Below are 19341 nucleotides of genomic sequence, written 5' to 3' on the forward strand. Positions count from 1 at the left end.
ACGTGGCTTTGCCACGTTCTTTTTACTCAGATGGTAAGGGCGATCGCAGACATAAGTAGATCAAAGCTCCGATTAGGGGAATCAGGGCGATGATTGTGAAAAACTGCACATTGCCATCATTAATCATGCCGCGCCGTTCCATATCATCACTGAGTAACCAAGGAAACAGTAGTGACAATAGGCAAAAATCTAAACTCATCACATGAATAAAGCGGTTGGTTTGCCATTGCTGGATAAAGTCTGACCAGTTGCCATTGTTAAAGCCATACAGCAGGAAATAAATGGCGATCGCGGTTGCAGCGATCGCGGTTATGCGAGCATCCAAAATCTTGACATACCAACTTTTTTCGCCAGTAAAGCTGGGATTGGGTTGACGTAGGGCAAAGTAAGGCAAAAGAGCAAACGCGCCGACTAGGAATGATAATGCGGAGAATATCCATGCAGGTACTTTTTGTCCGCGACCATCACTCGCCAAAATACAGGCATAAACTAAAGGAAATATCCCCATCAAATTAAAAATTGCCACGATATAGCCATTGATGCTAGACCATTCGCCAGCGATTAGCTTTTGGATCATGGTCAAGGTTTCGGGGCGATCGGGCGGCGCAAAGATAAAGGCATAAATCCCAAATAAGACCCAGATCACCCAAAATCCTAATCTGCTATCAAATTTACTTTCTAGTTGTGCTTCTGGTTGTTCAGCCATGATCTTTCTGTGTGTTTTTCTCCGATCATACAGGCTGTTATAGCGATCGCCGCTTTTTAGCCAAATCAATTGTTTAATTCCATTCTCTTGGCTGCATAGCAAACAGCCATGATTAATTAATTCAGGTGTTACTTTCTTTTCAATTTGACGTTCTGAGATCAGTTTAAGAAATTTCTCTTCATATATCCCCCAATCTCCTTTATTTTTTTTGTAATCATCCAAAATATCTTTAGTTGGGGCTAAATCTGTAATATGAATATAATCAATACCACCAATCTGTTTGAGAAAGTACTTTAAGTCATTTTTTTTAGCAAAACCTGCCAACTGAGAGACATTGTTTAGTCTTGTGTCAATTAATGTCTTTACTCCAGACTTGATCAAAATCTCAAAAAATTGCTCAGCACTCTTTTGGGTAAAGCCAATTGTAAATAGTTGAGTTGAACTAGGCATAAACTTCTCCTTTGGTTTCTACATAGGCAATTTCTGCACCCTGCTTTCTATATGCCTCCATAAGTTGATCTTCATGATCTAGATCACTGTGAGGTGACATTTCAAATAAAGATGTCTGGATGACTCCTTTAAATCCATGTTTAATCAATAAACGATCTTCTAACTCTGCATAAGATTCTAATGAACCATCGGGCTTAATATGTTGAATATCTAAATTATATTCTTTAAGATGAGGACAAATCAAAATCGCACGGTGGCAAGTCATTGGATCTTTTTCGGCACACATTAGAGCAATGCGATTACGACTTTTAACACCTTTTAAAATACGTCTAATTCCATCAGCAAATAAATCTGTAGCGGCGATTTTTTCATAAATTGCTTTGCCATCTACATAACAACCTTGGTCTTCTGGTCTTGCACCTAGCTCTTGTCCTAGAAATACATAACGGATTTTATTAGCTTCTAGATGATCTTTTAATTGTGCTTGGCAATAGTCAGGTAAGTAACGGGTATAGGGACGCGAGCGCACATCAGCTAAAGCCGTAATATTATGCTTTTGTAAAAGCTCAATAAAAGTCTTGATGCTGTGATTTGAATGACCAATAGTAAAAAGTTGCATTTTTTCAAAACCCTCCATTTATCTAGGCTGGACTAACATAGGAGATAAGGAGATAAATCATAAGGGAGCGGTAACTCGATATACGAACCACCCTGATAAGTCCTCTCAAGCGGTTTAACAAGGCGATTATCCTACCATGTAACAGGCTTAAAATCTTCATCATTGGCGATCGCCACACCATCACCCGAAGGCTTAATCACAAATAGACCTTAAAACATCATTGTTATTCACGTTAGCCGTGGTAGCAGGAATTAGCTTAAAACCTTGCTGGTGGTTACTGAGCTTGTGGAGAAGCAGCAGGGGCGGTAAACTCATTTTTCTGATAAGTTGATTTTGGTGATAATTGCGATGACTGATCAAGATAAATATCAAGATAAATACCAATCGGATAATGTACCGATCGCTATGACGATCGCAGGATCGGACAGTGGCGGTGGTGCAGGCATACAGGCAGATTTACGTACCTTTGCTTTTCACTGTGTGCATGGGACTTCTGTATTGACCTGCATCACTGCTCAAAATACGCAGGGTGTAACAAGGGTAGATGCAATGTCGGCACAGGCGGTGGCTGCACAGTTTGAGGCGGTGATGGTGGATATGCGGGTCAGCGCGATTAAAACAGGAATGCTGCTCAATCAAGAAATTATTCAAATTACAGCCAAAAAATTAGTGGCTTTCGGATGTGGCAATGTGGTGGTTGATCCTGTGATGGTGTCGCGGGTGGGCGCAAAGTTGCTAGATGATGATGCCATTCATGCCATGGGCGATTTATTGCTCCCGATCGCAGCGATCGCTACACCTAATCGCTATGAAGCGCAAATTTTGGCAGAGATGGAGATTCATACTTTGGCGGATATGCAGGCGGCGGCACAAAAAATCTACAAATTGGGGGCGCGGTCAGTATTGATCAAGGGCGGCGGCATGACGGGGGATCTCAAAGCTGTTGATGTATGGTTTGATGGCGATCGCCTCGAAACCTTGCAAACAGAAGCGATTGACACGATCCATACTCACGGTACTGGCTGCACCCTATCAGCAGCGATCGCTGCCAATCTCGCATTGGGTAAGCCCAACTTGCAAGCGGTACAGGATGCAAAGGTGTATGTAACCACAGCTTTGAAATATGCTTTGGCGATCGGTAAGGGGCAAGGTCCCGTTGGGCATTTCTTCCCTTTACAGCGCCTTCGATAATTGTTGTATGTTTTGTGAATTTTAAGTATTTTAATTCTAGATTGTTAGTCTGTCTTTCGCATTAGTTTTACCCATTCCCTCCAACCAAGAAGAACCAATAATTTCTTGAGCCATTGGCAAAAACTGAGGATGACTAATTACTAAGGTGGGAAAGCTGCGCTGACTAAAATCTTTGCCTAATGCTAAGGGAAAAATATCTGCGGATTCTAAGGGCATCCAAACTGCTCCGATCGCCTTGAGGATGACCCAGACTGCGGCGATATCCCAGATTTTTGGGGTGGCTTCCACCGCACCAATCGTGGAACCGAGGGCGACTGTCAATAGGTTGTAACTAGCTACACCCAACATTCGCAATTTAAAGGGAAACTGCGATCGCCCCATTTTTGCCAAACTACGGGAACAGGCACTGAAAAAATAATTATCGAGCTTTGCCGCATCAGGGGGATCAGCCGCCAATTGGAGTGGTAATCCGTTGCAAAAAGCCGCAGCACTGCGATCGTCTGCCCAACCATAGATGTTTTGTTGCAAAGGAGGCATCGCCACATAGCCAAATACGGGTGTGCCTTGGTGTAAAAGCCCTAGAGAAATTCCCCAAATCGGAATCCCTCTAGCAAAGTTGGTCGTGCCATCCAGGGGATCTATTACCCAAGTCCATTCAAGATCGGGCAGGATTTGGGAACCTTCTTCTGTTAATACCCCAAATTCAGGAAATGCTTTTTCTAAGGCATCTTTGATGTATGTATCTGCCCAACGATCGCTTTTAGTCACAAGGCTACCATCATCCTTAGCGATCGCTACTCTTGTTTGCTCAAAATCTGTTAACAGGCGATCGCCCACCTGCTTTGTCAAGTTCTCAATTACGGGAATAATTTCCTGCCAGTTGGGGTGCATAGCATCTCTATCTATTTTCAATTCTATCTATTTTCAATTTCTAGATTTGGTAAAGGCATTCATTGCTTTGTCATGATAGGCTAAAGTCTGGTAGCGCGATCATCTGGTGCGTGGTTGCCGACTTTTCGGCCGCATTGGCGACAGCGATCGAATGCAAAATTAGATCATGGCTGTTGTAAAGAGGGCGATCGCCTGTACTCAGCAAATGCTCTAGCACGATTTCCGTATCCTTTTTAAATAGCCCCCGCGTTGTCCCTGCATCTAGTTCTATTTCACCATCGGCAGTGATTAATTTGCCGCGATCGCCTGTAAAAATGATTGCGCCATCACTGCCCTGAAGTTCCATAGTCCTTTCTGCTTGCCAAAAGTTTTCGCCCTTGGCATAGCTAATATCTGCTAGCACGCCATTCTCAAACTGAAGTTGGGCGTTGCAAATACAAGACTTGAAGCTATGATCGCGATCGCTGTCATCGCGTAATTGACAGGACACCTGCTGCACCTTGCCAAATAGGGCAGTAATGCGATTGATGCGAGAAACGGCGGCGGTGAGGGGGAATCCAAACAGGTCGGACTTATAAGTCCATTTATCAGGGACAGGGCGTTGTGGGCTTTTGGTGACATAGCGAGCGTAAAAGGGGTTGCCAATTTTAGATAGATTTTCTAAAACTAATTGATGTACGCCGCCCAATAACTCAATATGTTCCACATGGAGCATGAGGTTTTGCTGTTGCGCCAAGTTAATTAATTCTTGAGCTTCGCTATAGGTAAAGGCGAGGGGATATTCGACAATAACGTGCTTGCCCGATCGCATTGCTTGCCGAACTACGGCACTGTGATCGCGATTGACATTGCATACGACCACTAGATCAATATCATCGCGGATCACCATCTCCGACCAATATTGATGCACATGGGGAATTTGTAGTTCTTGGGCGATCGCTGTGGCTTTGGCAAGAGTCCCTGCGATCGCCATGACTTCAGTGCGAGGATCTTGGGTGAGAATATCGGCACGGAGCTTGGCAACAAAGCCAGAACCAACAATACCAACCCGCAAGGGTGGCTGCATAGGGGCGTAAGTCATAGAATCTCGCGATATTTTTAACGAATGGTCGTACCATCTTTGGCGATCGCTAAGCATTTAGTGATGGCGGTGATGCCTAAATTTTGCCAAGCCTGCTGCATTGCCATTGCCACGGCATCAATTTTAGTTTGCGGCGCAAGGGATAACAATGTCGGACCTGCACCACTGATCACCATGCCATAGGCTCCTGCGGCGATCGCTGCCCTTTGCACTTCAGGCATTCCTATAATTAAATCTTGGCGATAGGGTTGATGCAAGCGATCCTGTAGCCCTGCGGTCAGCCATTGGGGATTGCCCGTTTGAATGCCATGACTCAAGAGGGCAAGGTGAGAGGCATTAAAAATGGCATCCTGCATCGAAACCTGTTTGGGCAGAACTGCTCTAGCCTTGGCGGTTGATAACTCAAAATTAGGAATTGCCACAGCGATCGCAATGTCATCATGCCAAGCTAGATCGCAAAATTCCCAGCCGCCAGCCTGATTAGAAGCCATTAATTGACAGCCGCCCAACAGCGCTGGGGCAACATTATCAGGATGTCCTTCCATTGCGATCGCCAAATTTAATAATTCCAGACGATCAAGGGGCGAACCTGCCAATAAATTTGCGCCGACAATGCCGCCCACGATCGCCGTTGCCGAACTGCCCAAGCCCCGCGCCAGAGGAATCGCTGTATCCGTATGGATTGCCACTGGGGGAATGGGACGATCTAAATGCTGATAAACCTTGGCGATCGCTCGATATACCAAATTTGTTTCATCCCGTTCCACCTGTGCGGCTCCTTCACCCGCAGCCGTAATCGTCAGGCGATCGGCGATCGCCAATTCAAAGCGGTTATACAAAGACAAAGCTGCACCTAAGCAGTCAAATCCAGGACCAAGATTACCTGTAGTGGCAGGCACAGAAACTTCAAAAATTGCCATAGAGCGAAAAATAGAAAATAAAAATCATAAAACCTAAGAGATAATTGTGACCCTTTACGCCACGATTCTCCCTTAGGTACTTGTCGTTATTGCAGTAATTGCCGTTAAGCTTCTTCTTCTTCGCCCTGTAATTTAAGCAAAAAATAGCCAAAAGCGATGCCAACAGGAATCAGCACCATTGACAAAACCATTGCGTTACCAATTTCTCCCATAATTTTTTATTTATTTGTATTATTTTGATGAGTTCATAGCTTTGGGTATTTTACATGAAAAGTCAGCAACAAAATTGCCAATCTCAAAATTGCCAATCTCAAAAGATTTCGGTCATATCCTTTTCCTGGCTTCACCTATTTGCGTGAAGTTTTCATGTTCTGAGGATGATTATGCTCTCATAACTACCATATAATAAGATCCACTGTTGGAGAAGAAGCCCATGATCCAAGCCCTCACCCGCTCGCTCGACTTCCCAAATCTTTACCCAGACTCCGATGGTAAACCCATGGCTGACAATACTCTGCAATACCGTTGGATTGTGCTATTAGTCTCTAACCTCAAGCACCTATTTCGAGGGCAAACGGTTTTTGTGGCAGGGGACTTGCTCTGGTATCCTCAACAGGTTACGACTCCTCCTGCGCCAGCCCAAGCCCCAGATGCAATGGTGGTTTTTGGGAGATCGGATGGCGATCGCCGCAGTTACAAACAATGGGAAGAGGAAAATATTGCCCCCCATGTGGTCTTTGAAATTCTTTTGGAAAGTAATAGCGCCACTGAAATGCTCAAAAAGCAACAATTTTATCGGCAGTATGGTGTGTTAGAGATGTTCTTCTACGATCCTAAGTCTTACGAGTTTTTGGGAATGGTGCGATCATCTCAAGGTCTGGAATTTGAGGCAATTACGCCCCTTAACTTTCCTTGGACTTCACCGATGTTAGGTGTTCGTTTTGAGATGTTTGCGGATGGTCTAGCACTGTTCTATCCCAATGGGGAGCCATTTAACGACCCCGATATAATTTTTGAAGAACGCGATCGGCTCGCTCAGGAACGCGATCGCGCCTTTGCCAAATTAAGAGAACTGGGCATCGATCCGTCAGATCTCTAGCAACATTAGAGAGAATGGAACAATCGATCTAGTTATCGCGATCGCGCCAAGCTTTAAATTTGCTGGCAATTTTTTTGCGCCCAATCCAACCACCTAAAGCCAATAAGCCAAAGGTCGGGGAAAACTCAAAAGGAACAGGCGTAATGTCGAGTGTTGCCCCTGTTAAATTTCCGACATTGCCATTAGCACTATCGTAAAAACGCAATGTCCAAGTCGTATTGGGATCATCCGTCTCAAATCCATTGAAATTCGTAATGTCTGGAGCCTCAGACTAGCTAATAATTTCTACATCGATCGCATCGGCATATTCGCCAGCATCGTGATCGCTTGAACTGTCATCTGGGGAAGAAGCCTGAGCATCCTGATTAACATCTGAGGCGGCACTATCAAGATCGCGCCAAATTGGGCAGATCTCGTAATGTATGCGTAAATTGGGCGGTGTATTGCGCTCTGCCTCACGCACAAATCGATTAGCCTCCCATTCAGCATCAAAGGTATTAATTAGCTTCAAGGTTTTGAGGCGCTGCCGTTCTAGATATGTCCAAACTTCCCAAGCATTATAGGTAGGAGTTACAGGCTCATCGGGTGTTTCTGCAACAGTTGGGGATGGATCAACATTGTCATGATCCCCATGGGCAGTATCAGTAAATAATGGATCTGCGTGATTTTCAGGAGGCATTTCCGCATTTGGAGACTGATGATCAGTAGATGGATTTGGCGATTCTGTCATGACCGATCGCCCCAAGCTTTTGATCTCCCTAGCCTGAATTTTCCGCTCGGTCGCATCAGCGATCGCCTGCACCGTTATTGACGTTTGCGATTGATCGATCCATCCTTTAAAAATTACTTCTTCCCCATTGATCACCAAGCGATCGCCCACCTCTAAGGCAAAACCCACCAAAGAATTAAACAAAGGCTTACCAATATTTGACCATGCCCCACTAGGTACGCCGTTGGAAACCTGCTCAAAGTTGGCAGCTTGATCGCCTTGATTACTAGGATTTGGAAATGTTTGCTCTGGAGTCGCCTGATTGAATTTACCTTGCTCAATCAGGCTTTGAACTCCCCCAACTGTAACCTCAGTTCCTTAATTTCTGATACTTGCAAATAAATTGGCTCTAGACATTTTTTTAAATAATTCTGCACATAGGTTTGTACATAGCTCTGCACATAGTCATCGATATAGCTTACAAGCTCAGACTGAGGCTGAGATGGCTGAGATTGAGACTTATGCTCCTCTTCTGGGTCAGATTCACTTTTAACTTCTTCCACCTCACGACTAATTACTGACAAAATCCAATCCGCGATCGCCTGTTGTTTGGCATCAGCTTGGGACTTAACTTGGCTTAATAAAGGCAAAGGAAACCGAAGACTGATCTGTTTGGTCCTATGTGGTGTCGCCATGCGTTGCCTTTACTTGAGATTTTAAGGTTTAAATTTTAAGATTTCTGTGCGAATCAAATTATATCGCGTTTATACTCAAACACGAACCAAGATCAAGAACCAAGATAAGGCGCGGCTTGGTCGTAATGTCTGGCTTTTGAGCCAGCACAAAGCGCTATAAACAAAACCTAGCTTTGCTATAGCTAAAATAGAAAGGTGATTTAGGGTAATACTTAGGGTAATACTATGTGTATCTGTATTAACTGCACCTATGTCGATCGCTGCATAACTTACCATGCAGTCGAGGCTCAGCATTTGCAGCCGCATTTAACCGAATTTCCAGACTTTGAAGCAACCTCACCCACAATCAACGTCAATATCCGCACCGATCAAGACGATATTCAAATGGAATGGGATGTGGTCGGTTGTGAAAGCTTTGTATCTGAAATGGGCAAATGGATTAGGCTCCGCCCAGGAGAGTTAGTTCCCACTTAAAGCCATTTTAAAACCATCAAAAAAAAGAATGGCGCTTTGCGCCGTTCTTACTTTAATATTCCGATCGCCTGATGGTTAAACAAGCCCATTCCTGCCGCTTCCAAAAGGTGGCAATCACCCACTTATGAGCATCAAGGGCATCGGCAACCTTAGGAACCTGCTCCGTCAAAATACCGCTTAAAATGCCCCAACCATTGGCATCCACCAACTGATCAAAATAGGGAACCATTTCCACAATCACATCCGCCAAAATATTGCAGGTAAAACCATTGGCAGCCACAGGCATATTGGCAATCAGATCCTCAATACTGCCCTCCTGCACCCAAATTTTGTCGGCGGCGATGCCATTGAGCTGACGGTTATGATTAGTCGCCTTAATCGCTAAAATGTCATTGTCGATGGCATAGGTTTGACTTGCGCCAATCAACAGAGCGCCAATACTCAGAATACCTGAGCCACAACCGACATCGGCAACCACAATGTTATCCTCTGGTTTTGCACCCCACAGTCGCATTTCTAGCGCTTCTAGGCATAGCTGGGTGGTGGCGTGAGCGCCAGTACCAAAGGCACTACCAGGATCGAGCCTTAAGATTTTGCGATCGCCATCTGTGGTTTCTGGCTCAATCCAAGCGGGATAAATGACAAACATATCGCCGATTTTTTGTGGATGCCAATGTTGTTTCCAACTTGACGACCAATCTTCGTCACTGATCACCACCCATTTTGTAACTGGTGGCTCATAGTTAAAGGCGATCGCATCTTGTTTGAGCCAGAGGGCAAGGGCGGCAAGATCTAAGACCGTCCCCTTTTCAATGGGCAGATAGCTCTGTACAAGAATCTGTCCATCTTTGGATTGCGTGACCATGCCTTGACAGCCAAAATTTTGCAAGCGCCAAAAGATCTGTTCTTCTAGAGGGGAGTCGGCAACAACTTGGATTTCCCACCAGTTATTGATGGAGGTGAGCATGGGGAATGACATCTGAAAAATAGGTGATTGGACTTAGCAAAGATTTTCCTAACTTATTGGGCTTTCAAATAAGTGCGTACCCACTTGAAAACAAAAAATCAATCCTAGTAATGTTTTTGCGTCTAGGTTTTGCGTCTACATTTTGCCCAAGACAAGATAAGATGCAAACCGCTACAAGTACTAGTCTTGAATATATTCCTGTTGCTGCAATAATGCTAATTCTGCACGCTGCGCCTCTCGTCCCAAATATGCAGCATGGTCAAACAGTGTAACAGGACAGGGTTGAGTTTGCTCGAAGATTTTGACGCATAGCTCTTTGGCACTGCGCCCCGTAAACAATTGTATAGCTTGGCGATCCACCTTGCCCTTAGCAGGAATCGGCTTACCTGTGTCGGGGTCAGTGGCTAAGCCCTGCTCATTAATGTTGTTGCTATAGTATTTGGCACAGATTAGGTTTTGCTCACGATCAATATAGATGATGAAGTAGCCCGCAGGATCAAGGGCAAGCGATCGCCTAGACAATTCGTGATCAATGGTTTGAATCGCTTGGGAAAGGTCGTGAGATGCGGCAGTCAAGGTCATTAAGTTTGCAATAAAAATTAAAAGGGCTAACTTTCTATGATATAGCGACAGCAAACCATTTTCGTAACCTTGCCAAAGATTAAGACTGACGCAACCTTTGGATTTGCCGATCACTTAGTTGCGCCCATTGTGTATTTTTTTGTTGATTAAAATAAGCCTGCGCCTGAATAAAAGATTGAATTGCCTCTTGCTTTCTGCCCGATCGCGCCTGAGCAATACCCAATGTATAAAAGGCCTCGGCATAGTTTGAGCGCAACTGGATCGCTTTGCCAATTAGGTCGATCGCCTGATTGACATCTCCCTGAATTAATAGGGCAGCCCCCAAATTGTAATAAGCCTCGGCATATTCAGGATTGAGCTTTAAAGCACTAGCATAATTGGCGATCGCCCGACGAATGTCTCCCTGTCCTTGAAATAATAAACCCAGATGGTAGAGGGTTTCTGGTGATTGGGGATTGAGTTGCAAAGCTTGATTAAAATTGGCGATCGCTCGATTAGTATCCTTCTTTTCTTTATAGGCAAGCCCCAGATTGTAATAGGCAACCGTTAATTTCGGATCAAGGCTGGCGGCTCTCTGCAAATTGGGAATGGCGGCGCTAGGATTGCCAGACTGTAACAGCGCTGCACCCAAATTGCTAAAGGCAAGGGCAAATTTGGGATCGAGGCGGGTTGCCCTCTGAAAAGAGTGAATGGCTTCCTTGAGCTTACCCGCTTGGGCATATGCCAACCCAAGGTTGTAATGCCCTGCCGTCAATTCAGGATTTTTCTTGATGGTTGCCCGAAAAACAATGATTGCGCCCTCTACATTGCCCAAACGCACATAGGCATTGCCCCTCTCTAAAAGTTGATCTGCCGTTTCATTAGCTGGGATAACCACCTGTGTTTGCGCGGGAATTTTTGGTGATAGATTTTGACGGGACTGGGCGATCGCCAACTCCATAGGACAAAGGGCAAGGGCTAAGCCTGATGCAAAAGCTGCCAGAACTAGTTTCATAAAGTTAAGTTTGCAGTTAAGTTTGCAGTTGAATTTGCAACTAGTTTTCGATCAATGCCAATTAAATGCCCAAATCTTAGCAAATATAGTCGCAGGCAAGTATATTGAAATCATATGTTACAGATTTCTAAATATACTGCCATTTCCCCAGATGAGATCGAGCTAAATGCGATCCGATCGCAAGGGGCTGGCGGACAAAATGTGAATAAAGTATCAACAGCAATTCATTTGCGCTTTGATATCCATGCTTCATCCCTATCGCCACTTTATAAAGAGAGATTGCTAAATCTCAGCGATCGCCGCATTACCAAAGATGGCATGATCATTATCAAAGCGCAACAGCATCGCACTCAAGAGCAGAACCGCGAAGATGCCCTCAAACGGTTGCAAGAATTAATTAAAAGTGTGGCGATCGTGCCGATCAAGCGCAAACCCACCAAACCATCTCGCCGCGCCCAAGATCGCCGCATCGAAGCCAAAGCCAAGCGTGGTGAGATCAAGTCCTTGCGGGGTAACATCACTCAAGATGATTTTTGAAAGTGCGGTTTGCCGCGATGCCCAAAAATTAGTACTTCAAACCTCAAAAAGCTATACCAGTAATGCCAAGTTTGCAAATTAACCATCAGTCTTCAAACAAAGCCAAGTTTGAAACCATTGAGATTTTAAGAGGCTTAGCGGCTTTGGTCGTTGCTTTATTTCATTTAACCGACTATGGCAAAGATCGTTACTTAGAGGCAATACCATTGTCTCTGGGGCTAATCCCTAAATATGGTTGGGTGGCGATCGCGGTATTTTTTGTCATCTCAGGATTTGTAATTCCCTATTCCCTATGGCGCAAAAACTTCCAATTAAAATCTGATTGGTATAGCTCATTAACTAAAAGAATTATTAGAATCTATCCAGCTTATTTGGCAACTATTTTATTAGTTATTGGTTTATTTTTAGTTACCCTAGTTACATCAAAGTTTCAAGTCAATGATCCCAGTATTACCCCATTAAATATATTCTTGCATTTGTTTTTCTTAAATGATTTAATACCAACGGCTCCTGCCATGAGTCCAGTGTTTTGGACATTAGCGATCGATTTACAATATTATTTGCTGATTATTTGTCTTTTCCCTTTGATCAATAGCTCCAAGCTGCTCTATCAGTTAATCGTCCTAGCTATTGCCTACGGATTGCCATTCTTGATAACAGATAAGTCCCTGGTCTTTAGTTGGCTATTATTATTTAACTTGGGTACTATTGGCTTTCAATTTGTCTCTCAAAAAATAAACTTAACTCAATATATATTGACAACTGCCATAACTTGTTTGATTTTATATTTTGATAAAGGCTTATTGTATATGTCAGTTGGCTTCGTGAGTGCTGTTTTAATCGTATTTGTGCGATCGCCTAAAATTAGTTTCTTTACTTTCTTAGGTGCAATTTCCTATTCTTTATACTTGGTACATTGTACAATTGGCTTTAGGGTAATTAATATTATCTCTAGATTTGGGCAGGGTGAACCGATCAAAATTATGGGCGTGGCGATCGCGCTGATCGTCTCAGCGATCGTTGCCTATTTAATGTACAAATATATTGAGATACCCACCCAAAAGTATTTTACTAGTCTGCGATAGGTGGCGCAAAGCACCGTTGATCGCAGAACATCAAGCCCTCATAAAACTACAGCCACCATGATTCTCGTTATCGACAATTACGACAGTTTTACCTACAACCTTGTCCAGTACCTTGGCGAGTTACTGCCCGAATTTCCTGACTTAGGCGAAGTTGTAGTCAAGCGCAATGATGAAATAACTATTGATCAAGTAAAGCAACTGCATCCCGCAGGCGTGGTGATCTCCCCAGGGCCTGGTCGTCCTGAAGAAGCGGGCGTATCCCTAGATATCATTCAAGATATGGGTGCAAATACGCCGATTTTAGGCGTATGTCTGGGACATCAAAGCATGGGCTTAATGTATGGCGGCAAGGTGGTTGCTGCCCCTTATCTAATGCATGGCAAGACCTCGCAGATTTATCATACTGGGGTGGGCATCTTGGCTGGTTTGGCAAATCCATTCACCGCCACCCGTTATCATAGCCTCGTGATTGATCGCCACAACTGTCCTGATGTCCTTGAAATAACTGCTTGGACTGAGGACGACATCATTATGGGGGTGCGCCACAAGCAATATCCCCATGTGCAAGGCGTACAGTTTCATCCCGAAAGTATTTTGACCGATGCGGGTAAAGATTTACTCAGAAACTTTCTCAAGGATCTGACCGTCACAGGTGCAGTTCTCAACTAAAATTACACACAAATTCCATACACAAATTCAAACATAAGCCAAACATAATGCGCCGCAGACAAATTCTTCGACTCGCTCAAGGTGGACTCATATCGGCTTTTACAGGTATGGTCATCGCTGATGCTGCCCAGTCTCAAACCAATGACACCCTCAGACTAGAATGGCTAGGGCATATGTCATTTTTGGCTTCGGGTGATGGGGTGCGTTTTTTGACCCATCCCTTTAAGCCCGTTGGTTGTACTGCCAATTTACCCGCCCCTAAGTCCGCCGCCGATTATATTCTGATTAGCTCACGCTTGCTTGATGAGGGCTATTTAGAAGAGTTGCCCAAGAATGCTAGAGTACTGTCGGAGCCAGGTTCTTATAACCTTAAAGGCATAAATCTGCAAGGGATTACCATGGATCATGATCGCATTGGTGGGCGTAGGTTTGGGCGCAATGTGGCTTGGCGCTGGAAGCAGTCTGGCATTTTTGTTTTGCATTTGGGCGGCGCGGCAGGGGTGATCGCGCCATCGCAGAGGATTTTGATGGGACGACCTGATGTGTTGATTGTGCCTGTGGGTGGTGTTACTGGTGGCAACGATCCGATGCAGGCTAAGGCATATTCGGCGACAGAAGCTAGGGCGATCGTGCAGGAGCTAAATCCGAAGGTGGTGATCCCTGTTTATTACCGTACCGATAAATCTAGTGCCTCCTGCCAATTGGCGGTGATCGATGACTTTCTGGCATTAATGCCCAAGGATACGGTACAGAAGTTAAATAGCTCAACCCTAGAACTCAGGGCGAGCAATCTGCCCCAAAGTACAGTGGTAAGGGTGTTGCGTTCCTAGTCTGTTCTGTAATAAATCCTTAATAAATAAGAATTAGCGGCGCTTTGCACCGCTAATTTTCGATTGGGAAGGGAGTAACTTTATGCTTTGTTAGGAGCCTTTGAGGTCTGAGCTAAGTACTTTTGCAGGTTTTCCATTGCCAGAATTAGCTGTGATGTGGGATCGATCGCCACAAAACCATCCTGCATCCGTTTCCAGATTTCAAAGTGCAGATGCGGACCTGTGGACATCCCCGTGCTGCCGACTAGTCCAATGACGGTTCCTTGCTTGATTTCTTGACCAGACTTGACCAGTACCTCTGACAGGTGGGCATAGCGCGTCTCATGGGTGTCGCCGTGAGTGATGCTCACCATCAGTCCATAGCCACCAGCCCAGCCAGCCACCTCAACCCGACCGCTAAACGCCGCAACCACAGGCGTACCCTCTGGCGCAGCTAGGTCAGTTCCTTGATGAAAGCTGACTTGTCCTGTAATGGGATGTACCCTTTCACCAAAGATAGAGCTAATAATCGAAGGAACGATTAAGGGAAATAGCATTTTTTTGTCGCCATTGCTAGGAATGCTCATGGCAGCGATTTCCTTCGGTGTGAGGCGGCGTACTTGCAGTGAGGTTTCTCCCGCCGCCGCCGTATAAATCACGCTGCTGTCGTAATTGTTGGCTTGATATTGCTGTTGTCTGCTCTTAGCGATCGCCGCTTCAGGATTACAAAGATCCGCATCTCGCTCTAACAGACTACTAGCAGTAAATTTGCAGCCAGTGGCACGATTTTCTAAGACCACTTCCACAGGACGCTCCAATAATGGCTCCACTGCCATATTCGAGTTAGACTCAATTTTGATTTGGATGCCTTCACGCTCAGGAGCGGCGTTGTTGATTGGGGCGATCGCCTCTGGTCCTGGAGTTACAGAACTTGGTGCTGATGGCTCCAGATTAATTGCTGGATTGATCACTGGGTTGATCGCTGGATTGATCGCTGGGGCAGCTTCAGGCATGATTTCGGGTGAAATCGCTGATTTGGTTGCAGCATAGACTGGACTACCAAAAACAGAACCTGATAGAAAATCAGTAAGATGACTGTTTGTGGACAAACAGAGCAAGGTTGCTAGGGTGATCGAAGGAATCGTGATTTTTCGCATATGCTTTGCGTATTGCAGTCTATGTTTAATAGCCAACAGAAAATGTGTGAGGTTGATAGAGCGCATCAGTGGAATTTTTCTCCCATCTTACAACCAGTTCGCCCGTTGGTCTAATGTCGATAATATTGCCGCGCTGTTCCTGTCCTGCAATATTTGTCAGCACTTGACGGCTATGGAGCATCTCGCAGTATTCCGCTAAGATGCCTGTAATTCCTTCCTTTGTGTAACGCTGCTGCCCCAAAGCTATGCCCGATCGCACGATTTCGATCAGTTCATCTAGACTTGATAGGGTGGTGGGCAATTCGCTCAGGGCGATCGCGCCATCGGGGACAGTATTTGTCCAGTTAATACCGATCCCCACCACTGCATAATCAATCCAGCCCGATTCAATCTTCGTTTCGGTGAGAATGCCTCCCAATTTGCGGCGATCGATTACCAAATCATTGAGCCATTTAATATTGACATCTGCCCCCGTCTCTCTGAGGGCTTTTGCAACTGCCCATGCTGTCCAGAGGGTGATTTGATGGGCATCGATCGCGGCAATCTGTGGTTGCAAAATCACAGACATAAATAAGCCCCCCACATCTGACTGCCAATGATGTCCTCTCTGCCCTCGCCCTTGGCTTTGCCGTTTGGCAACGATCGCATCACCAACATCAGCCTGTCGGCGATCGAGCAACCGCCAAGCCTCGCTATTAGTCGAATCAATTTCTTCGTAATAAATGATTTTGGGAAGGATTTCGGGCAATGGTTTGTGGTGATGATTTAGGAAATTCATGTTAACGATTTTATCGCAATTCAGATCGTCAACATGACTACATTCATGGCTATTCTCAGCCAAGTTTGAACAGTTGACGCAGGAAAGTAGCGATCGCTATTCCCTTCCCGCAACATAGGATTGACCGCACTGCCCAAAAACTTAGAATATTTCGCCTTAATCGCTTTCTCTTCTTCAGTTTGCGGATCGACTAGTTGGGGATGTTGTAACCCTTGACTTGTAACTCAGCGATCGCTGCCGTTAGCTGTGGCAGAGAAGCGCTAATATTCGGGAGCTTGATGATATAGGCTTCGGGAGTTTTTGCCAAGTCTCCCAGTTCGGTGAGGGCATCGGGTTGACGCTGTGCTTCGGTTAAATATTCTGCAAAGTTCGCAATAATCCGCCCTGCCAGAGAAATATCTTTGAGTTCAACCTCAATGTCGGCGGCTCTCGTAAATGCTTGGACGATGGGCAGTAGGGAGTAGGTGGCTAGGGCTGGAGCTTCATCGGTAAAGGTATAGGTGATTTTTGAGGTTTGATTGCTCATAGCGATGGGGCGGATTTTTTGCGGATCTATTACAGCTTAGATGATACATGGCGTAGTTAATCTGATTCGTATCGGTTTATTCAGAAAATAGCCTTACCCAAAAGCCCAAAATGCTGAAGGTTATCGGCGATCGCATCAACAATTACAGTGTCGTGTTATCTGGCTGGCGCGAACCGCATTATGCTCGTCTCTCGCAAAACATGAGTTACGCTTAATTATACAACTTTGAGAATTGAATTTTAGGTATCTAAAAAACCTAAACCCTATCGTATGAAAAACTCCGATTCAAGCGACACTCCTGATTTACTTTCTGTAGCTCAAGCTGCTGAAAACCTTGGTGTAACCCGTCAACGGGTTCATGAACTGATCAAAAATGGTCAGATTATAGCTCGAAAGCTGGGGCGCTATTACTACATAGAAGCTATTGAGATCGAGAGATATGGGAATCAACCAATAGGGAAACCTTATCAACCGAGAAGCACAACATCTGAAGAAAACTCTATTGACAAATGACAATAGAGTGTGTAAACTCAAATTATACTAATGTGCTGAAGGTTAAGTAGATGCTCCCTTTTCAACTAATTTCATCGGATATTGCTAAGCAAAAAGAATTGCATCAGATCTACATGAGTGAACAAGGAATCCTGTATCAAGGAGATTGTCTTCAGCTTTTATCAGCTTTACCTGATGAATCCGTAGATCTGATATTTGCAGATCCACCCTTTAATCTCGGAAAAGATTACGGTGAAGGGATCAATGACCAGATGGAGCTAGACAAGTATCTAGACTGGTCGCAACAGTGGCTCAGTCAGTGTATTAGAGTGATTAAGCCTGGTGGCAGTCTGTTTGTGTTTAATCTTCCTAAATGGTGTGTAGAGTATGGTGCATATCTAAATCGAAGAGGAATGTGTTTTCGGCATTGGGTTGCTTGCCGAATGCCAAAAGCATTTCCTAGGGGTAAAAAAATGTCTCCCGCTCACTATGGGTTACTCTATTACACTAAGGGGGAACCAGCAGTCTTCAACAAAGTCTATACACCTATCCAAGTTTGCAGACATTGCAGCGGAGAAATTCGGGATTATGGTGGACATCGCAAAAGCCTTAATGAAAAGGGAATTAACTTAATGGATGTTTGGGATATGCCAGAAGATGTTTGGGAGAATACTCCTGAAGCCGACCCTACTGAAGTTCTATGGACATTGGCAGAGGAAATGTGGACTGATATTCCACCAGTTCGACATCATCGGCACAAAAAACGAATTCCAAATGAGCTTGCTCCCATCATGCTAGAGAGGATCATTGCAATGGCATCTAATCCAGGACAGATTGTGGTCGATCCGTTTGGAGGATCTGGTACTACATTCTATGCAGCAGAAAAACTACATCGCTACTGGATTGGTTCAGAAATTGGGGACACTGAAGCAGCAGTAGACCGACTAACTGATTTGACTAATGGAATAGTAGAGGAATGGGAGTCAGCAAGAGGGCGCAAAAAATTGAAGCAGCCCAAAACAACTACCTCACAACTGTCAATTCTTTAATCTACATAAGGTTTTTGTGCAGAAAATTTCAAATCAATGCACGCCCATCAGTGCCTTTTGCGATTGTTGGTATACTGCTGTCTACTTGATCATGCTCAATCACAAAGATTGCAAGAAATCCATCTTTGATTAGGACTGATCGCCAAACATCAAAGTATGGCTCTAGCTCTTCGTAGTTCCCGATTCGATCAGTTAAATAAGGGTAAAGTTTCCTGCTTGGGAGTACCAACGCAGCACCTAGAAAAACGCCTCGTAACAATCCAAGAATCATTTTATTGACTGCCCGATGACTTGAGGATATATTCCCAGTTTCCCACTCAAGTGCGAAAAGATGATTATCAACTACTTTTGTTGCATCGACTTTTCCTGGTGATCGGGTTGCATAGTTAGTTGAAGTTTCGAGATTCCATCCGAATCTATCCCTCAACGCAATCATGCAAGCTTCTTTGATAGGCTTGACCCCATTTCCATGTTTTGTTGGATTGATTGCGAAACAGGACGAACCAGGGGGATAAACAATTAATGAAATCGCCTCACGAACTTCAGCGCGAATGATAGACCAATCGCTTGACTTTTCAAAATCCCCAACACTAATTAGGGCTTGCTGAAAAAACAAGAAAACCATACAAGCAATGGTATCCAAGGAGATCTAAAACTGGTAAAATGCAAGGAAAAGTAGGGAAAGCACGAAAAACCCTTGCACAAATAAAAATTCATGTACCGACAATCCCCCATAGGACAGCTATCATTCGAGAATTTCTACCTACCATTTGGCGGCAAACTGTCAGGAGAAAATCGATGGGTAAAATTAGCGGAACTAGTACCATGGGAACAATTTGAGAGTGAATATGCAAAACAATT

Annotated in this window: 24 protein-coding genes and 1 pseudogene; 9 read left to right on the forward strand and 16 right to left on the reverse strand. The window is 44.6% G+C overall.

Going from position 1 to position 19341, the window contains the following annotated elements; genetic code table 11:
* Window positions 1-22: 22 nt before the first annotated feature.
* Entirely contained in the window at window positions 23-1156 is a 1134-nt protein-coding gene (locus H6F44_RS23050; protein WP_190349430.1) for a DUF488 domain-containing protein, read from the reverse strand.
* A complete protein-coding gene (locus H6F44_RS03030) occupies window positions 1149-1775 on the reverse strand; it encodes a DUF488 domain-containing protein (protein ID WP_190349461.1) in 627 nt (208 codons plus the stop codon). The genes H6F44_RS23050 and H6F44_RS03030 overlap by 8 nt, the downstream gene beginning before the upstream one ends.
* A 348-nt stretch (window positions 1776-2123) precedes the next feature.
* Here H6F44_RS03030 and thiD point away from each other — a divergent pair, with 348 nt between their 5' ends.
* Window positions 2124-2966, forward strand: coding sequence for a bifunctional hydroxymethylpyrimidine kinase/phosphomethylpyrimidine kinase (gene thiD, locus H6F44_RS03035; protein WP_242016415.1), 843 nt, complete (start codon window positions 2124-2126; stop codon window positions 2964-2966).
* Window positions 2967-3002: 36 nt separating this feature from the next.
* Here the strand turns inward: thiD and H6F44_RS03040 are convergent, their stop codons facing one another.
* The 4 genes from H6F44_RS03040 to petM all read right to left on the reverse strand — a co-directional run bounded on the left by H6F44_RS03040 (window position 3003) and on the right by petM (window position 6070).
* Window positions 3003-3878, reverse strand: coding sequence for an inositol monophosphatase family protein (locus tag H6F44_RS03040; RefSeq protein WP_322096155.1), 876 nt, complete (start codon window positions 3876-3878; stop codon window positions 3003-3005).
* 49 nt (window positions 3879-3927) lie between these two features.
* Window positions 3928-4938 (reverse strand): Gfo/Idh/MocA family protein, encoded by a 1011-nt coding sequence (locus tag H6F44_RS03045; protein WP_199301958.1) that lies wholly within the window; start codon window positions 4936-4938, stop codon window positions 3928-3930.
* Window positions 4939-4955: 17 nt separating this feature from the next.
* Window positions 4956-5858 carry a homoserine kinase gene (gene thrB / locus H6F44_RS03050; protein ID WP_190349431.1) on the reverse strand — a complete coding sequence of 301 codons (903 nt, stop codon included), beginning with the start codon at window positions 5856-5858 and terminating at the stop codon, window positions 4956-4958.
* Window positions 5859-5962: 104 nt separating this feature from the next.
* The gene (gene petM, locus H6F44_RS03055) at window positions 5963-6070 is read right to left on the reverse strand and encodes a cytochrome b6-f complex subunit PetM (protein WP_190349432.1); all 108 of its coding nucleotides are present in this window, start codon (window positions 6068-6070) and stop codon (window positions 5963-5965) included.
* A 221-nt stretch (window positions 6071-6291) separates the two neighbouring features.
* On the opposite strand from petM, the gene H6F44_RS03060 reads away from it, so the two are divergent.
* A complete protein-coding gene (locus tag H6F44_RS03060; RefSeq protein WP_190349433.1) occupies window positions 6292-6957 on the forward strand; it encodes a Uma2 family endonuclease in 666 nt (221 codons plus the stop codon).
* 28 nt (window positions 6958-6985) lie between these two features.
* On the opposite strand, the gene H6F44_RS03065 is transcribed toward H6F44_RS03060, so the two are convergent.
* The 3 genes from H6F44_RS03065 to H6F44_RS03075 all read right to left on the reverse strand — a co-directional run bounded on the left by H6F44_RS03065 (window position 6986) and on the right by H6F44_RS03075 (window position 8316).
* Complete coding sequence (locus tag H6F44_RS03065) at window positions 6986-7162, reverse strand: PFE-CTERM domain-containing protein (RefSeq protein WP_190349434.1); 177 nt, start codon at window positions 7160-7162, stop codon at window positions 6986-6988.
* 66 nt (window positions 7163-7228) lie between these two features.
* The gene (locus tag H6F44_RS03070) at window positions 7229-7870 is read right to left on the reverse strand and encodes a hypothetical protein (protein WP_190349435.1); all 642 of its coding nucleotides are present in this window, start codon (window positions 7868-7870) and stop codon (window positions 7229-7231) included.
* A 137-nt stretch (window positions 7871-8007) separates the two neighbouring features.
* The gene (locus H6F44_RS03075; protein ID WP_190349436.1) at window positions 8008-8316 is read right to left on the reverse strand and encodes a hypothetical protein; all 309 of its coding nucleotides are present in this window, start codon (window positions 8314-8316) and stop codon (window positions 8008-8010) included.
* Window positions 8317-8586: 270 nt separating this feature from the next.
* Here H6F44_RS03075 and H6F44_RS03080 point away from each other — a divergent pair, with 270 nt between their 5' ends.
* A complete protein-coding gene (locus H6F44_RS03080) occupies window positions 8587-8835 on the forward strand; it encodes a Ycf34 family protein (RefSeq protein WP_190349437.1) in 249 nt (82 codons plus the stop codon).
* 52 nt (window positions 8836-8887) lie between these two features.
* On the opposite strand, the gene prmA is transcribed toward H6F44_RS03080, so the two are convergent.
* The 3 genes from prmA to H6F44_RS03095 form a co-directional block, all read right to left on the reverse strand.
* Complete coding sequence (gene prmA / locus H6F44_RS03085; protein ID WP_190349438.1) at window positions 8888-9814, reverse strand: 50S ribosomal protein L11 methyltransferase; 927 nt, start codon at window positions 9812-9814, stop codon at window positions 8888-8890.
* A 168-nt stretch (window positions 9815-9982) separates the two neighbouring features.
* Window positions 9983-10384, reverse strand: a complete 402-nt coding sequence (locus tag H6F44_RS03090) for a DUF4346 domain-containing protein (RefSeq protein ID WP_190349439.1) — start codon at window positions 10382-10384, stop codon at window positions 9983-9985.
* 79 nt (window positions 10385-10463) lie between these two features.
* Window positions 10464-11378, reverse strand: a complete 915-nt coding sequence (locus H6F44_RS03095) for a tetratricopeptide repeat protein (protein ID WP_190349440.1) — start codon at window positions 11376-11378, stop codon at window positions 10464-10466.
* Between the two features lie 114 nt (window positions 11379-11492).
* Here H6F44_RS03095 and arfB point away from each other — a divergent pair, with 114 nt between their 5' ends.
* From arfB to H6F44_RS03115, 4 genes are all read left to right on the forward strand, one after another.
* Window positions 11493-11915, forward strand: a complete 423-nt coding sequence (gene arfB, locus H6F44_RS03100) for an alternative ribosome rescue aminoacyl-tRNA hydrolase ArfB (RefSeq protein ID WP_190349441.1) — start codon at window positions 11493-11495, stop codon at window positions 11913-11915.
* A 62-nt stretch (window positions 11916-11977) separates the two neighbouring features.
* Window positions 11978-13000, forward strand: coding sequence for an acyltransferase family protein (locus H6F44_RS03105; RefSeq protein ID WP_190349442.1), 1023 nt, complete (start codon window positions 11978-11980; stop codon window positions 12998-13000).
* 57 nt (window positions 13001-13057) lie between these two features.
* The gene (locus tag H6F44_RS03110; protein ID WP_190349443.1) at window positions 13058-13669 is read left to right on the forward strand and encodes an anthranilate synthase component II; all 612 of its coding nucleotides are present in this window, start codon (window positions 13058-13060) and stop codon (window positions 13667-13669) included.
* 47 nt (window positions 13670-13716) lie between these two features.
* Window positions 13717-14499 (forward strand): MBL fold metallo-hydrolase, encoded by a 783-nt coding sequence (locus tag H6F44_RS03115; protein ID WP_190349444.1) that lies wholly within the window; start codon window positions 13717-13719, stop codon window positions 14497-14499.
* Between the two features lie 80 nt (window positions 14500-14579).
* On the opposite strand, the gene H6F44_RS03120 is transcribed toward H6F44_RS03115, so the two are convergent.
* The 3 genes and pseudogenes from H6F44_RS03120 to H6F44_RS03130 form a co-directional block, all read right to left on the reverse strand.
* Complete coding sequence (locus H6F44_RS03120; RefSeq protein ID WP_199301959.1) at window positions 14580-15635, reverse strand: M23 family metallopeptidase; 1056 nt, start codon at window positions 15633-15635, stop codon at window positions 14580-14582.
* 25 nt (window positions 15636-15660) lie between these two features.
* Window positions 15661-16413: a biotin--[acetyl-CoA-carboxylase] ligase gene (locus H6F44_RS03125; protein ID WP_190349446.1), complete on the reverse strand. Its 753-nt coding sequence runs from the start codon at window positions 16411-16413 to the stop codon at window positions 15661-15663.
* 74 nt (window positions 16414-16487) lie between these two features.
* Window positions 16488-16939, reverse strand: a pseudogene (locus H6F44_RS03130) (NADP-dependent isocitrate dehydrogenase); the annotation flags it as partial.
* A gap of 270 nt (window positions 16940-17209) precedes the next feature.
* Here H6F44_RS03130 and H6F44_RS03135 point away from each other — a divergent pair.
* Both H6F44_RS03135 and H6F44_RS03140 read left to right on the forward strand, forming a co-directional pair.
* Complete coding sequence (locus H6F44_RS03135; protein WP_190349447.1) at window positions 17210-17452, forward strand: helix-turn-helix domain-containing protein; 243 nt, start codon at window positions 17210-17212, stop codon at window positions 17450-17452.
* 50 nt (window positions 17453-17502) lie between these two features.
* Entirely contained in the window at window positions 17503-18480 is a 978-nt protein-coding gene (locus H6F44_RS03140; RefSeq protein ID WP_190349448.1) for a DNA-methyltransferase, read from the forward strand.
* 28 nt (window positions 18481-18508) lie between these two features.
* Here the strand turns inward: H6F44_RS03140 and H6F44_RS03145 are convergent, their stop codons facing one another.
* Entirely contained in the window at window positions 18509-19105 is a 597-nt protein-coding gene (locus tag H6F44_RS03145) for a PDDEXK family nuclease (protein WP_190349465.1), read from the reverse strand.
* Window positions 19106-19341: the final 236 nt, after the last annotated feature.

The organism is Pseudanabaena cinerea FACHB-1277, assembly GCF_014696345.1.
Lineage (GTDB): Bacteria > Cyanobacteriota > Cyanobacteriia > Pseudanabaenales > Pseudanabaenaceae > Pseudanabaena > Pseudanabaena cinerea.